This window comes from Longinema margulisiae, assembly GCF_025266855.1.
GTDB lineage: Bacteria > Spirochaetota > Brevinematia > Brevinematales > Thermospiraceae > Thermospira.
Window position 1 is genome coordinate 1817985 of the sequence record NZ_CP053071.1, and the last position, 14753, is coordinate 1832737.

7 protein-coding genes are annotated in these 14753 nt (G+C 44.9%); all 7 read left to right on the top strand.

Going from position 1 to position 14753, the window contains the following annotated elements:
* Positions 1 to 7: 7 nt before the first annotated feature.
* Positions 8 to 7642: a FlgD immunoglobulin-like domain containing protein gene (locus BREVNS_RS08165; protein WP_483426524.1), complete on the top strand. Its 7635-nt coding sequence runs from the start codon at positions 8 to 10 to the stop codon at positions 7640 to 7642.
* 325 nt (positions 7643 to 7967) lie between these two features.
* Positions 7968 to 8534, top strand: a complete 567-nt coding sequence (locus tag BREVNS_RS08170; protein WP_483426525.1) for a hypothetical protein — start codon at positions 7968 to 7970, stop codon at positions 8532 to 8534.
* Positions 8535 to 8548: 14 nt separating this feature from the next.
* Positions 8549 to 8767 (top strand): LapA family protein, encoded by a 219-nt coding sequence (locus tag BREVNS_RS08175; RefSeq protein WP_483426526.1) that lies wholly within the window; start codon positions 8549 to 8551, stop codon positions 8765 to 8767.
* An 8-nt stretch (positions 8768 to 8775) separates the two neighbouring features.
* Entirely contained in the window at positions 8776 to 10107 is a 1332-nt protein-coding gene (gene radA, locus BREVNS_RS08180; RefSeq protein ID WP_483426527.1) for a DNA repair protein RadA, read from the top strand.
* 176 nt (positions 10108 to 10283) lie between these two features.
* The gene (locus BREVNS_RS08185) at positions 10284 to 13442 is read left to right on the top strand and encodes a clostripain-related cysteine peptidase (RefSeq protein WP_483426528.1); all 3159 of its coding nucleotides are present in this window, start codon (positions 10284 to 10286) and stop codon (positions 13440 to 13442) included.
* A 56-nt stretch (positions 13443 to 13498) separates the two neighbouring features.
* Entirely contained in the window at positions 13499 to 13885 is a 387-nt protein-coding gene (locus BREVNS_RS08190) for a hypothetical protein (protein WP_483426529.1), read from the top strand.
* Between the two features lie 83 nt (positions 13886 to 13968).
* Positions 13969 to 14703, top strand: a complete 735-nt coding sequence (locus tag BREVNS_RS08195; RefSeq protein WP_483426530.1) for a hypothetical protein — start codon at positions 13969 to 13971, stop codon at positions 14701 to 14703.
* Positions 14704 to 14753 lie beyond the last annotated feature (50 nt).

Sequence of the window (14753 nt, forward strand, 5' to 3'; positions counted from 1 at the left end):
GTGGGGTATGAGAGAGAGAAGATATCGTTTTCTTGTTCTTGTGATGATGGCTCTGATAACGACAGGGTGGGGCAGGTCCCTCTACTACTACCAGGATTTTTCAAACCCGGCGATGGATGCGACGACCTACAATGCCGGCGGCTGGCAGTGGAATTTTCCCATGTCGAGGGATATGATTGCCTATGATATCTATAATGATTACGGAGGAGGGGCTGGACCGAACAATCCAGCGATGGTAAGGCGGTGGAACGGTCTTCTTGAAGTGTATGGAAGACCGAATAATGGTGCCCTCTGGTGGAACACCTGGTATATTGGAGATGGGGCGAAATTTAATCCTTCCGGGGCAGGGCTCGGGACAATCAATGCCACGCCAGAGGAGCCCTTTGGGTTTACCGTGATACGATATACCAATAGTCTTGACCCCCGTGCCTATACTTCAGCAGGGGGAAGCCAGAAATGGGTGTATATGAGTGTATGGCTTGCCAGCGATAATGGGGCAACCGGGCAGTATGAACGGTGGGAGAATTTTGCCTTTTTCTATGAAAAAGAGGCCATGAATAGTAGTGATGTGGCTCAACCAAGTACCTATGGTTTCTTTGCGAACTATGAAAATCCAAGAAGTTTTTCCGAACTTCTGATAGACATTGATGGAAATTCGGTAGGAACGCTTGCCAATGTGACCAATCGTTTTCAGAGTACGTATGATGACGCCAATGAAAGTACATACCTCAATACTCCTGCGTATCATTTTACAGGAGGTAACGGGTATTCGAAGCCGGTTGTTTCACCCCTTGGTATTCGGGTGACCCACGATGGGAAAAAAGTCTCCTTCTATGTGAACTACAACCCTCTTGGTACAAATAATAATCTCAGCAATGCATGGGTCAAGGTGGGAGAACAACAGGTGGCCTGGAGTACCAATCTCGTAGCTTTCCTTGGGACGGAGACACCTTATTGGGGTTCTGGTCATGTGGAGACTCAATTCGACCATTTTTTGATTCGTAGTGTAGCCAGCAATATTGTGGCCACTCTTTCTCCCCGAAGGGTGATGACGAATACGGCGGTGAGATTCAAGTTGTCTATTTCTGTAGCCACGCAGCCTAATGAGAGTGGCGTGCAGGAACTCTATATCAAAAAACCCTCTGGATATGGAAACTGGGATCTGAATACGATTGCGGTAACAAATTCCCAATATGGTGGTTTAGGGAATAATGGTGCAGGGAATCCTACGTCCGGGTGTTTCCAGGTTCGGGATCTGGGGAATGGAGAACTTTATATTCGTTTCTGGGCACAGGGGAAGAATACACATAATATTGTCACGAATGGCACTATTGATGTGTATTTTACCCTGGTGACTCCTTCTGTGCCGGATGCAGAGGGATCTGTTTTTGAAGTGTATGCTGATAGTGTGAAACATATCGATACGGCTCAAGATATTCTTTTTGATGGGGTTAACGGTCTTCCTTATGCTACGACAGGAAGACAGAAAGCTTTTCAAACAAACAATTCCCTCACCGTCATGGTGTTCCGTGCGCCGGCAGCGTATGCCAAAGTGGAATATACTCCCTCTCCTCTCATTATTGGCACAGAAGAAAGTAGTTTCACGGTAAAACTCTCCACGGAGGGGCTTTATGATATTCCCCCATTGTCGTCCGCAAGGGTTTTTGTCCCGGCTGGATTTTTTGTTTCAAACAATAGTGGTACAGTCACGAATATTGTTTCCACAGCCTTAGGAATGGTGGCCAGTTACCGTCAGATTTATCTCACGAATCTTCAAGGAAGCAATTTTATCTGGATCTGGTATACCAATCTGAGTGGAGGGGGACTTCCTGCAGGGGTTTCCCTTGATAGAATTAGTTTTAAGGTTAATGGAACTCCTTCTCTTTTACCGGGAATGGTATATTCCAATTTTCTCTGGCAGGTTGAAGTGGAAAGTACGACTGTGGTAGCAGGAGCATCATGGCAAAAAGCGGGTACCAATACCGTATATAACTCTCAGTTAGTGAGAGTAGCCCTTTCAAATGCTCAGGTGGCTGGATTTATTGAACCATCGGAAGTGGCTATAAGGCCTGTGTATGCCAGCAATGCCATTCTCTATACCTATACGTTGAAAAATGAAGGGTCTCCTGGAAATGTGATTTATGGGGTGAAGATTGATATTCCCACCTGTTATTCTAATACCTCTCTTTCCAATGTGAGTGTTTCTCCTTCTGGTACGTGGGCTTATAGCAATAATGCCCTGTGGGTTCTATATACCTCTCCTTTGACTAACAATCAGGTTTCTATTGTCAGATTTTTTGCAGCCTTTACCAATACCAATGTCAAAGGAAATTCAGAAGTGGCGGATTTCAAGCTCTATGCGGATAATGGAAACTCAGCCGGTTATGTGCTTCAGTATGAAAATACTCCTCAAACGTGGCGGGTCACCATCACTCCTCCTCGTCCCAAAGCCGAGCATAGTATTTTCTGGATAAAAGGCGCCGAGACAAATGCCCCTGTTATCACCACGGCTCATGTCAGCAATCGTTTTCTCCATAGGTTATACAATATTAGTTCAGCGGGAGTGGATATTCTTTCGGCTCAGATTCTTTTCCCGACAAACCTCATTACCAATATTTATATGGTGGTGAGTGAAAAGGCGACAAATGTTACCTGGTCAAAACAGGGTTCTTGGTATGTGATAACCCTCAGGTATGTCGCTGGAAGTCTCTGTTCCATATATGATGATGTAGCTCAATCTAAGGACGCTGTTCAGATAGATCTTGCTGATGGAATAGTTCTTCCTACGAATTTTGTTGTTCCTCTCTTTGTATTCAAAACAGCCTCACCGACCAACGATATCTATTCTTCGAATGCGGCGGGTATAGGTGTGTTTTATCAGGGTTCGAATAGTCTCTATGTGGAGTATCCTCTTCCTGAAGGAGCTTCTGGTATCGTTCCAGGAGATATTGATGTCACGACAGAAACCAATCGAATGACCATGGTCCTCAGCAATTTTGGTCTTGCCGGGAACACCCTTTATCGGTGGGAGATCACCATACCTACCAATATTACCACCAATCTGGTGAATTTTGTTCTCACGAACAAAAGTGGTCTTTCTTTAGGAATTCCTTCCTATAGCTGGACCACGGGAAAAGTGGCTATTACCTTTACTTCCGCGGTAGATGGTGGAGGAATAGCTTTTCTCCATTTTGATATGATTGATCATGTGCGGAATCAGGATCTTCTCAACGTTGGCTTACTGGTGAAGGTAAGCAATCAGCGAGGATGGTATACCCTAACCAATGTTGTAGAAGGGTATTATGGAAGCCTCAATTTCCGTTTGCCAAAGCCTAAGGGTGGGATTCGAGTGTCACCAAATGTCTTTTATATCACGACGAATAGTAGCCATGCTATTACCCAGACAATGGTTATAGGTATTACCAATTCTGGATTTAGTGGGGATAAAATAGGGGAAGTATTGCTTGTGATTCCTGCCCCGCTCACCAATACGGTGTTATGGGTTCACAGTAGTCGCTTAGGGCAATCTTCTACAAATAGTTCATGGTTTACCATTACTCCCACCAATATTCTGGTGGTGTATAGTGGAAGCCATGCGCTTACGGGAGGTTCCTATGACCAGCTTTTTGTGACTTTTGTGACAACGGGAATCTCTACTTTACCTCAAATGGGGGAGTGGCAGGCGACGGCGTATAACGGATTTGTGGACTATGGAACTATACCACCCACAAGATATTTTCCCCTCACCAATGTCTTTGACAGAAATCAGAAATTAGTTTATGCTACCGTGATGGCCTATGGTAATCTTCAGCCAGCACTTATTTCGAGAACAGCCACCAATGGCAGTATGACGTTTATTCTGACAAATGGCATACCTCAGGGGATGAATTTGCGCTGTATTTCTATGGCTATTCCTGAACCGTTTGTCGTTTTGACAAATTCCCTTACCGTTGATGGGGTGCCAGCGGGAAAGGCTATTTCGAATGGAAAAATATGGTTAGATTTTGGTGGGGAAGGAATGCCGTCGGGGGCAAGACTTTCTCTTTTCTTTACATGGAGAAAACCTATTCTCGCTGATCCTACCAATGTATCCTGGCAGACCGAAGTTTATTATGTATCAAATTGGGAAATGGTGCCTCAGTCGCTTCTTCAAAGTACGGGACAAAGTATCAGTCATGTAGCTCCGATCTTTTATGCGGTGATGTCTCCTACTGAAGTAAACAAGGATTTAGACATGGTTCAATATACCCTTGTTGTTTCAAATGCTGGAGAGCCAGGGAATAAGATCGCTCGATTGAGGATACCCATGCCCGAAACCAATGGCCAAAAGGTGATTACCAATATCACAGGAATGGTCTCGGGACGTGGGGCTATGCTTGTGTGGTCTAACGATCAGTCTCTCTATGTAGATTATACCGGTGTTGGTTGGTTAGATAGTGCCCAGAAAGATACCATTGTGTTTACCGGCTGGGATAATCAGAAACAGGCAGGTTTTGAAGGCAAATGGGAAGTGTATGCTAGCGGAGCGATCTGGGAGCCTCTCACAAACCGTGAACGGGAAAATACAGGGCAGTTGCCGGGTTCTCTTGTGTTAAAATTTGTGGTTCCTCCCTATAATACTACCTACGCGGTGAGCCCTCTTCAGTTGAATACCGTGAAAGTTTCCAATTCTCTCACTATTAACATCCAGAATATCAGTGGTCGGAATGAAGATGAAATAACCAATGTGAGGATTCATCTTCCATGGCCTCTTACCAATGTGGGATCGGTAAATAGTGAGAAAATGGTTTCTTATAGAAAGGAAATGTTCACTCACGAGACAAAAACCAATTATGTGGTGATTCTTGTATATCCTCTCGGAAAAATGAAGCCCGGCTCCAATGATACTATTACTCTTTCTGTTCTTGATGCTTTAGAGGAAGGAGAAACCAATGTGAGGATAGAAGTGGAGAGCCTTTTCACGACATCAGGAAGTACCTTTGTTCCAGGTATCTTAGCTCCGAATGCGACAAATGTGGTGAAGTTTGGGATGCCAGAACCTGTTGCAGAGATACGTCTGAAACAAAATGAGATCTATACCACCCATGAAGAATTTACCCTGTGGTGGACGATTTCCAATACCTCAGAAAGATCAAATGTCATACGAACAATAACTATGAGTATACCTTCTTCTTATACCAATGGTTTGGGTGTCTGGTCGGTACTTACCAATGGCTGGATTACCAATGTCTCTTATGCTTCTGGTACCTCTTTGATTCTTCTTTTGTCTAACCTTCCTCCTACCAGGGAGTGTAAGTTTGGCATTGTACTTACCAATCGTTTCACCAATGCCACGGTGGTGTCAAATTGGGGTATAGTTCTTTCTAATGGCTGGTATGGGATAAGTACCAATTTTGTGCTCTTGATTCGGGAAACCCCCTCGGCTTCAGTCTCTCCTGGGGTGGTGTATTCTACGAGAGTGACACAAGAGGTCGCCCTTGATTTTGTCAATAACACCAGTGGGACTTCGGCTGTTTCGCAGCTAAGGGTGACGGTTCCATCCTACTATACGAATATTGAGGCTGTCATGAGTACAAAAGGAGGGGCTCTCCAGCGACAGGGAAATCAAGTGATAGTAACCTATGAGGTTCCTTTGGCGAAGGGTGAGTCGGATAGGTTGGTATTTATGCTTCGGGATGGAACGAACTTTGCCCGCCAACTTCTTGGCTGGAAGGTAGAAGCAGATAATGGAAGTGGTCTTGCCTTGGTGCGGGAAAAGTATCAGGATTCCCTGAAACAGGAGGTCCAGATTGAATCACCTGGAGCTACTCAGGAGTGGTTGACAACATGGTATCTTGCTGGTGTCATTGGAAAAACGAATTATGCCGCGGTACTGATTCGGAATACCGGTGAAGAAGAAAACGGTATACTCACCAATGAGATTCTTTTGCCTGAGAAAATGCGGTCTGTTCTTGTTTCGACACTCGCTGTTTCTTACCCGGAGGCTCAGATTTCGCTTGTAGGGTCAGAGAGGATTCGGGTGACCTATCCAGGAGGAAGGGGGCTTCTTCCAGGGGAAACAAATTTCATCCAGTTCTTCTTTACGAATTTGGTTGAGCAACCGGAAAGGGTTATGGTTCAGATTGTGGCTTATAATGGTTCTGTACAGCCCTCTCTTTCTCAACAGTTTGTAGATTTTGATCCAGCTCAAGTGGATTCTGAAGGGTATGTGGAGAATCATCAAATTCTTTATAGTATTGACCATGAGGCGGTGATTCGGTATGTGGTGCGGAATGGGTCTTATAATCGGGCAATCAAACGAGTTCTTGTGAGCTTTGATACAGATCGTTTGAAGGTACGAGATGTGCGTTCAGATAATCTCAAAAGAAGCCTCAAGTACGTACTGACTTCTACCAATATTCTGGTAGATTATGAAAGCAGTGCTATTCCAGATAAGAATGGACAGGACGTTCTCGAGATTTACGTTGCCTATACCAATAATCAAAACTGGACAAATGATATGGTGTCGTGGGTATGGTATGAGGGGGCCAGTGTATGGTCACTCACAAAGGCGGCCATTGGGGAAACGAATATCTTGCCAGTTCTTCTTGCCGACTTTGGGCGGGTGAAGGGCGTGGTTCTTCCCGGTTTTGCCAATCCTTCAATTAAGCTCTACCAGAAAGGGACCTCTATTCTTGCCAAGGATAAGTTTTCCAATGAGCTGGTCGCAGGTGCAGACCTCGCAGGAAATTATCTTCTTGATTTTGTTCTCCCTGGTGAGTATGAGATAGGTTTCATTGGCAAAAATTATATTGAGACGAGAAGGGGTGGGATTGTTGTGGTTTCCAACAAGGTCACCAACATCGGGACAAACAAGATGGAGCGAGACATTTTGAGTCCTGATGCGACAGGTGAACAGACGGTGGTGTGTCTTGACGACCTTGAGACAGCGATTTCCTTCCCGGCTGGTACCATCGGAGAGAACTTCAGGCTTGATATCTGGATCACCAATATGACCACTGAGCAGCAAGAGGCTACCGAGAAGAAGCCCATTCAGGCGCCTCTTGATAAGCTAAATGCCAAGGCATGGATATTTGTCATCCGCAATGCGAAGGGAGAGGAACAGCCTGAACAGTGGCTGAAAAACGATGCGACAATCAAGATAGCCTATGATCCAGCGTATATTGCCGCTCAGGGCTGGAGTGAGGACAAACTCTCGATCTACTACTGGCGGGCTACCACCAAGCAGTGGGTGAAGTTGGGTGGCAAGGTTGATCCAAATAACCATACGGTAAGTGTGAAGGTAAGCTATCTCCACAAGTACTACACGGTGATGGCTGATACGGCGGAGAAGGTAAAAGAAGGCTTCATCAGTGTACGAACAGATCCGAAGGTATTCACCCCACGGCGTGGTGGTCGAGAGGTGCAGAACATGAAACTCTCCATTGTGTTTGAGAAACCAGTGGAGAAATATGTGGTGCGCATCTATGATCTCAAGGGCAATTTGGTGTACAGGGTAGAACGCAGTGGTGAGTATGGCAATGGTGAAGTCTTCTGGGATGGGAGAGACCTGTCTGGCTACGATGTGCCTGGTGGGGTGTATGTGTACAAGATTGAGGCTGGTGGGCAGGTGTACAGTGGAACCATTGTGATCGCAAGATAAAAAAAGAGCCTCCCCGAAAGGGAGGCTCTTTTGTTTTTTATAGCAGAGAAGCGCTATCACCTTGTTTCAGCAAAAAGCGAATACGTGTGCAGGGTGTTCTTTGGATAAAAAAGACATATAAACCCTTGTAAACAGAAAAAGCGGGGAAGAGGGGCGTAGCCCCTGAACCAGATAGGGGAAGAAAACACCCGTGCAAGGGTCTCATATTGTGAGACGACTATTTTCATGAATTAGCAACTAACTTAATTTTTTATTGGGTATAGTATTTTGACATGGCCTGGATTTTCTGATATAATACATTCATCTCGAGGTGGAGGAGGAAAAAGTGAAAAAAGGATTTTTTTTATTGGCCACTGCTTTTCTGGTGTCTTTGGTGTATGGAGAGGAAACTGAAACAGCCCTTATTTATGGCAAGAGGCATTTTTTTTCGGTAGGGACACCGGAGGGCTGGATTGTTGATACAAGCGGGGCTTCTGAAGGAATTCCTCACTTTGCGTATCCTGTTATTTATACGAATATTCGTTCACTTATGCCTGTGTATATCTATGCCAGAGGAGGAGATAACCCGACAGGCAAAACCAATAATTTGGAGGAATTTATTGATGGAGATACGAATTTTTTTCTGAAAACCTATCCAGGGGTGATTATTCAACCTCGCAAAATAGAATTTAAGAATATTCGCAAAACAGAATATCTTACGGGAAGGTATGAGGTCTTGGATTTTCTGTATCCTCAGGGAGAGCATGAGACAGTCGTTTATATTGATGCGGGGGAGACGGTGGTAACGATTGTGTATATGGCTCGTAAGAAGGAACTCTATGAAAAGTATTATAATGACTTTCTTTTTGTGGTGAATTCGTTTGTCTTTCTTGGTCGACAAAAACCTTTTTGAAAGGAGAAAAACCTATGTCTCGTTTTTGGGTACAGGTGGGTATTCTGGTTGGTGTTCTTGTTCTCTTGAGTGTCCTCATCCTGCAGAATGTGACCATGGTGGTGGTGAGTTTGCTTTTCTGGAGTTTTCAGTTGCCTCTCATTGTGGTGATGCTTCTTTTCTTCTTAGGTGGCTTTGTGGTCGGGATTTTGGTGATGGCTTTAGCTCAGTTTAAGCGCGCGAATAACCCATAGTTCTTTTCATGAAGACAAAAATCTTTTACTACTGTACCTCGTGTGGGTATAAGTCCTCAAAGTGGTTGGGGAAGTGTCCTGAGTGCGGGGAATGGAATACCTTTGAAGAGGTGGAAGAACACCCCGCTTCAAAAGGAAGTGGGGAGGCTTCGTACACCACGATTTCCCTTGTTGAGGCAAAGGAGTCGGAACGGATCTTTTCTGGTGAGTCTGAGCTTGATCGTGTAGTGGGGGGATTTGTTCCAGGGCAAACCATTCTTTTGGCCGGGGAACCGGGAGTAGGGAAGTCCACCCTTCTTCTTCATTTGGCCAATATTTTAGCCAAAGAATACCGGGTCTGTTATCTTCATGGCGAGGAGTCTGCCTCTCAGATAAAGCTTCGTGCAGGTCGGTTGGGGGTCAAACAGGACTTCTGGCTTTTGGCTGATACACGGGTGGAGGTGATAGAGGACTTTCTCAGGGCCAAAAGGCCCCAGGTACTTCTTGTGGACTCTGTTCAGATGCTTGAGCTTACCCGCTACAGTTCTCCTCCGGGAAGTATCCTTCAGGTGAGGGAGTCAACGCAGGTTCTTGTACGGGTGTGCAAGGAACTCGAGATTCTTCTTGTGTTGGTTGGTCATATCACCAAAAGTGGACAGATAGCCGGGCCCAAGGTGATTGAACATCTTGTAGATACGGTGCTCTTTTTTGAACAGGATAGGAAGGGGCTTTATCGAATTATTCGTAGTCTAAAGAACCGTTTTGCTCCTACCGATGAATGGGGGATTTTTGAGATGACGAGTGAGGGGATACGTTCGCTTCCTGTGACAGCCTCTCTCTTTCGCCACCGCTATGAAAGCCCGCCCACGGGGGTGAGTTTTTATCCTCTTCTGGATGGATTGAGGGTGATTCCGGTGGAGGTGCAGGCCATTGTGGTTTCTTCTTCGTTTAGTTATCCGCGGAGAACGGCGGAGGGCTGTGATATCAATCGATTGTATCTTCTTTTAGCGGTTTTAGAAAGGCATCTTGGGTATCCGTTTTCAAAGTTTGATGTGTATGTGAATATCACCAGTGGGCTTGAGGTTTCGGATACGGCTCTTGACCTTTCCATTGCAGGGGCTCTTATCTCGGCTTATACGCAGATACCTCTTCCTTTGTCGTGGGTAGTCTTTGGTGAAGTGGGACTTGCGGGGGAGGTGAGGCTTGTGAGAGGAGGGGATAGGAGAATAGAGGAGGCTTTCAAGCTTGGATTTGAAACGGTGATATATCCAGCCGGAATACGGGTGGAGAGGAGAGAGGGGCTGAAGCCGCTTTCCTCTCTCTCTGAGATGAAGGTGCTCATAGAAGGGTTGAAGGGGTGAGGTTTAGTTGATATTTGTGTGTCTATGTGTTATAATAAAAAAGTCGCGAGAAGTTTTGTTTGAACCGTTTTGAAGAAAAAGGTATATTTGAAGAAAATTTTTGTGGAAATTTCATTTTTTTGACGCATTTTGCGTATTATATATAAAAATATTTTAAAATCAAAAGGAGGTTTGTAATGTCAAAATTGTGGAAGTTCTGGTGTTTTCTCTTCCTTGGTGCCATCATAGTGGCGTGTTCTGTTTCTGGTGGCACGTCGGGTTCGGGAACGGATTCAGGAAGTGGAAGTGATGGTAGTTCTACACCAACGCCTGATACCACTCCTCCAACTCTGGTGATCTCTCAGCCAACCAATGGTCAGGAAGTCGGGGCTACCTATACTCTTCAGGGTACGGTAAGTGATAATGCCTCCGGGGTACAGGCTGTGTATGTGGCTGTTGATGATGACTCCGTCTTTGGTGTTGTGCCTGTGGTCAATGGAAGCTGGAGTACCAATATTTCCCTCGCCACCTATGGAAAGCATACGAATTATGTGTATGCTGAAGACAAGGCTTCCAATGTAACCGTGACCAATCTTGTGGAAGTGGTTCGTGCCGCTGTGCCTTCTCTTATTATAACTTCTCCGGTAGAGGGATACCTTACTACGAATGCTTCTGTTACAGTGACGGGAACAGTGTCTATTGAGGCTCCTTATTCAATTGCTACAGTAGAGGTGAGCCTTGATGGGGCAAATTATGTGCCGGCAAACGTCAGTGGTATCGACTGGTCCGCGAACGTTAACCTTTCAGAAGGGACAAATACTCTCCATGTCAGGGCTACGGCCGATAATGGAAAGACAACGCAGGTTACCAGAAAAGTGGTGCTGGATACGGTTGTCCCTGGGGTTACTATTATTGCACCAGCAGCCGGGAGTGAAGTGAGTTCGAATTATACTCTTTCGGGAACGGTAAGTGATAACATTGCCTACAAGGCGGTGTATGTAAAAGTGGATAATGGTTCCTGGAAGGCAGTTTCTGTGGTCAATGGAAACTGGAGTACCAACATAACTCTTTCCACCTATGGAAAACATACTAACTATGTCTATGCGGAGGATCTGGCCGGGAATGTATCGGCTATCGTTGAGAGAGAGGTTGAATATCCTGTAGCGCCTGTAGTGGCTTTTACGGCTCCTGCTGATGGGGTTTTGACCAATGCCGTAGCTGTCACCTTTACGGGAACAGCTTCTGTTAATGCTCCCTATAGTATTACCAAAGTAGAACTGAGCCTTGATGGGGTGAATTATACTGAGGCTACTTATAATAATGGCAACTGGTCTTTGACTTTGTCGTTGGCAGAAGGGACGAACACTATTCGGGCTAAAGCCACGGCCGATAATGGCAAGACCTCTCAGGTGACCAGAAAAGTGGTACTGGATAGCACGAAGCCAACCTTAACGGTAACTTCTCATACAAACTTCCAGTTTGTTTCTACCAACTATGTGTTGGCCGGATCGGCTTCTGATCAGAATCTGGATAAAGTGATGATTTCTGTCAATGGTTCTTCTTATGTACAGGCCAATCTGGTTGGAAATAGCTGGAATTATAATGTAGCTATTGCTGGAGGAACCCTGCAAACGAATGATATCTATGCCCTTGATAAAGCCGGGAATAGTTCGGTTACCAACCGCATTATTCTCACAAATTCCGCGCGACTGCCCTGGACTATTATGATTTTCATGAACGGAGACAGTGATCTTGAACCAAATGCCATGGAGGATCTCAATGAGATAGAAGCAGGGCTTGCTGGAGGAGAGAACAAGGTTCATGTGGTCGTGCTGGTAGATAGAAGTCCTGGTGATGATACCTCTGATGGAGACTGGAAGGGAACTCGTCTCTACTATATGCAATATGATAGTGGTGGTTTGAATGGCACGGTGATTTCCAAGAGGCTTGCCGGTATGGGGCTCTCTGATACAGGGGATAGTGACGAGAAAAACATGGGAGATCCTGCTGTCCTTGCGGCCTTTGTGGACTATGTGAAGGCATACTTCCCGGCAACCAATACCATGCTTGTCATCTGGAACCATGGAGATGGCTGGAGAAGTAAAACCTCTTCTCAGAACATTCCCACTATCCTTTTACAAAAAGAGATTATGCTCACCTCTTCTCGTAAAGAAAAGACACCTTTTTCTTCGATCTTTACTCTCCCCGAAAAAGAGACAATACTTCCTTCTGTTGTTTCTGCAAAAAGAAATGATGTGTTGAAAGGGATCAGTTGGGATGCTTCTTCTGGAGATGAATTATATAACTCGGAAGTACGCACTGCGCTGACAGGAAAAGGGATTACTATCCTCGGAGCAGATGCCTGTCTGATGGGTATGCTTGAAACAGCCTACGAATGGCGAAGCCTTGCTGAGTATCTCATTGCTTCTCCTGATACTACTCTGGGGGATGGATGGGAATATGATCAATGGTTACCGGTATTTCTCTCTGGTTCGTTGTCGAAGGAAAATCTCTATCAGGCTATTGTCAATGCCTTTGCTAACCGTTATGCAACTATCCAGACAAGTGCAATAGCAGTTTATGATCTTTCCAAGATCAATACCCTCTTCACTGCTTTTGAGAGTTATGTTACTAATCTTTACAACAATCTTTTGAATGCCGCTCATGACTTGAGAGCTCCTCTTCATTTTGCTCCTGTGAGGGATACAGTGGAAGCATATAGTGCCTATATTCATGGTGGCTATTACCATGTAGATGTGTATGAATTTGCTGACAAGGTAACTATAGCGGATGGTTCTGCTGTCAAGACGGCTCTTCAGAATGCGGTGGTGTATGAATGGCATCAGCCGGGTGGTAATATTATCGCAGGTAACCCAAATGCCCATGGAATGGCAGTGTACTACTGTACATGGTTGACAAATTCTCAGGGAGATTTAATGATTTGGGTAAGACCTGACTATGTGCTCTCAAACTATACTCTTTTCAACCAGGCATCACTTTGGGATTTATATATTGACGCAGTTGGAAATCAGTTTAACGTGCCCTGGTTGTTCAATAATGTGGGTATGGTGAGTAATTTTACCGCTTCTGGTCAGATAAGAGTTTTCCAGTTTTATGTATCTCAACCAGGAAGCATAGAAGCCACTCTTTCCTGGAGTGGATCGATGGATTTTGATCTGGAGTTGTATGATGCGAGAACATTGCAACGGCTTAAGTATGCATACACTGAGAACAACCCTGAGATAATCACCTATACTATAACTCAACCGGGGTGGTATCTACTGGTGGCGGGTGCCTATACTGGAACGGGTAGCTTTACTATCAAAGTCAAGGGCGTCACCGCCGTGTTGAAGTAGATTTTTCGGGGCAGTGAAAACTGCCCCGAATGTTTTTATCTTTGAAGGAGAAGGAAATGATGGGAAAGAGGTTTTTGGTTTTTCTTTTAGCGGGGATGGTTTTTGTTGGGTGTGAGAAGAAACCAACGCCTTATCTTAGAAACGGAGATGCATCTCTGGAAGAATACCGTCATAAAGTTACCTCACCAGTGAAGCCTGTTGAACAGGGGTGGCGGGGACTGGTGAAAATCTATGAAGGGAATCCGACGGTCTATTTTATCCTCAACTGGACAACGAGGTCCCAGAGGGCCTTTGAGGTGGTGAATGCTGACAAAATCAATCTCCGTCAGTATGCAGGCAAGATTCTCACAGTGAAGGTGGAGGTGATAGAGGAACAGCCGTATTCGGGGAAAATCAGAATCATTGAGATTCTGAAGATTGAGACAGAAGAGCAGGCGAAGTAGAAATTTTTCATACTCATCGGGTGATGATAGGTGCTTTGTGGGGTGATGAGAGAAAAGAGAATTGTATATAGAGGAGGAAAGAGATGATGAAGTTTGATCGCTGGGTGAAAGGGCTTTTGGGACTTTTCTTTGTCCTGGTGGTGTTTTCGTGTTCGAGTACCTCCAGTACCGTCAAGATGAACAAGGTTTATCTTGAGAAGCCGATGACGGTGTTGTTGGACATAAGAGAGAGTTATAAGGTGGATTTTCTCTCTGGGTATAGAGAAAGGATGAGCGAAGGTCTAATAGGAATAACTCTTGTGACGGCGATAGATGCCAGTATGGGAAAGCAGTACGCAAGGGGAAAAGAGATTATCTCAAATTTTGTCCCGAAGGTGGTCCCTCTCTTTATTGAGAGATTGCGCACGGATTTTCCCACCTATACTTTTGTGGTGTTGAATAGTGCAGAGATCACAAACTTTGAACAAGACAAATTTCTTTTGCAGGAGAAGTATGGTGCTGATGCTTATTTGATGTTAAATATTGAATTTGGAATATTGAGATATGAGGGTTTGTTTGGATGGGAGTATCTTGTGAGGGGAAAAGTGAGTGGCACGATGTATGATTTGCGAGAAGAAAAAACAAAGGGGAAAAAGACCGTCATCTGGAATGATAAAACCCCTCCCTATGATTCCAAATGGAAATCTGGGGCCAATCTTGATAGATTCCTTGAGGATGATATCATCAATCCTTTGCTGGATGATTGTTTGACCAACACGTATAATCAGTTTATTCGGGTGATCCAGGAAGTGAAGTATAAAGAAATGGAGAAGTTATAAACTTTGTTCTTGGCACATCTTTTCAAAAAAAAGAGGATGATAAGGGGCCT

Bases quoted from the DNA above. Each gene is read 5' to 3' on its own strand.
- BREVNS_RS08195 (WP_483426530.1), top strand. From the start codon at position 13,969: ATGATGAAGTTTGATCGCTGGGTGAAAGGGCTTTTGGGACTTTTCTTT.
- radA (WP_483426527.1), top strand. From the start codon at position 8,776: ATGAAGACAAAAATCTTTTACTACTGTACCTCGTGTGGGTATAAGTCC.
- BREVNS_RS08175 (WP_483426526.1), top strand. From the start codon at position 8,549: ATGTCTCGTTTTTGGGTACAGGTGGGTATTCTGGTTGGTGTTCTTGTT.
- BREVNS_RS08165 (WP_483426524.1), top strand. From the start codon at position 8: ATGAGAGAGAGAAGATATCGTTTTCTTGTTCTTGTGATGATGGCTCTG.
- BREVNS_RS08190 (WP_483426529.1), top strand. From the start codon at position 13,499: ATGATGGGAAAGAGGTTTTTGGTTTTTCTTTTAGCGGGGATGGTTTTT.
- BREVNS_RS08185 (WP_483426528.1), top strand. From the start codon at position 10,284: ATGTCAAAATTGTGGAAGTTCTGGTGTTTTCTCTTCCTTGGTGCCATC.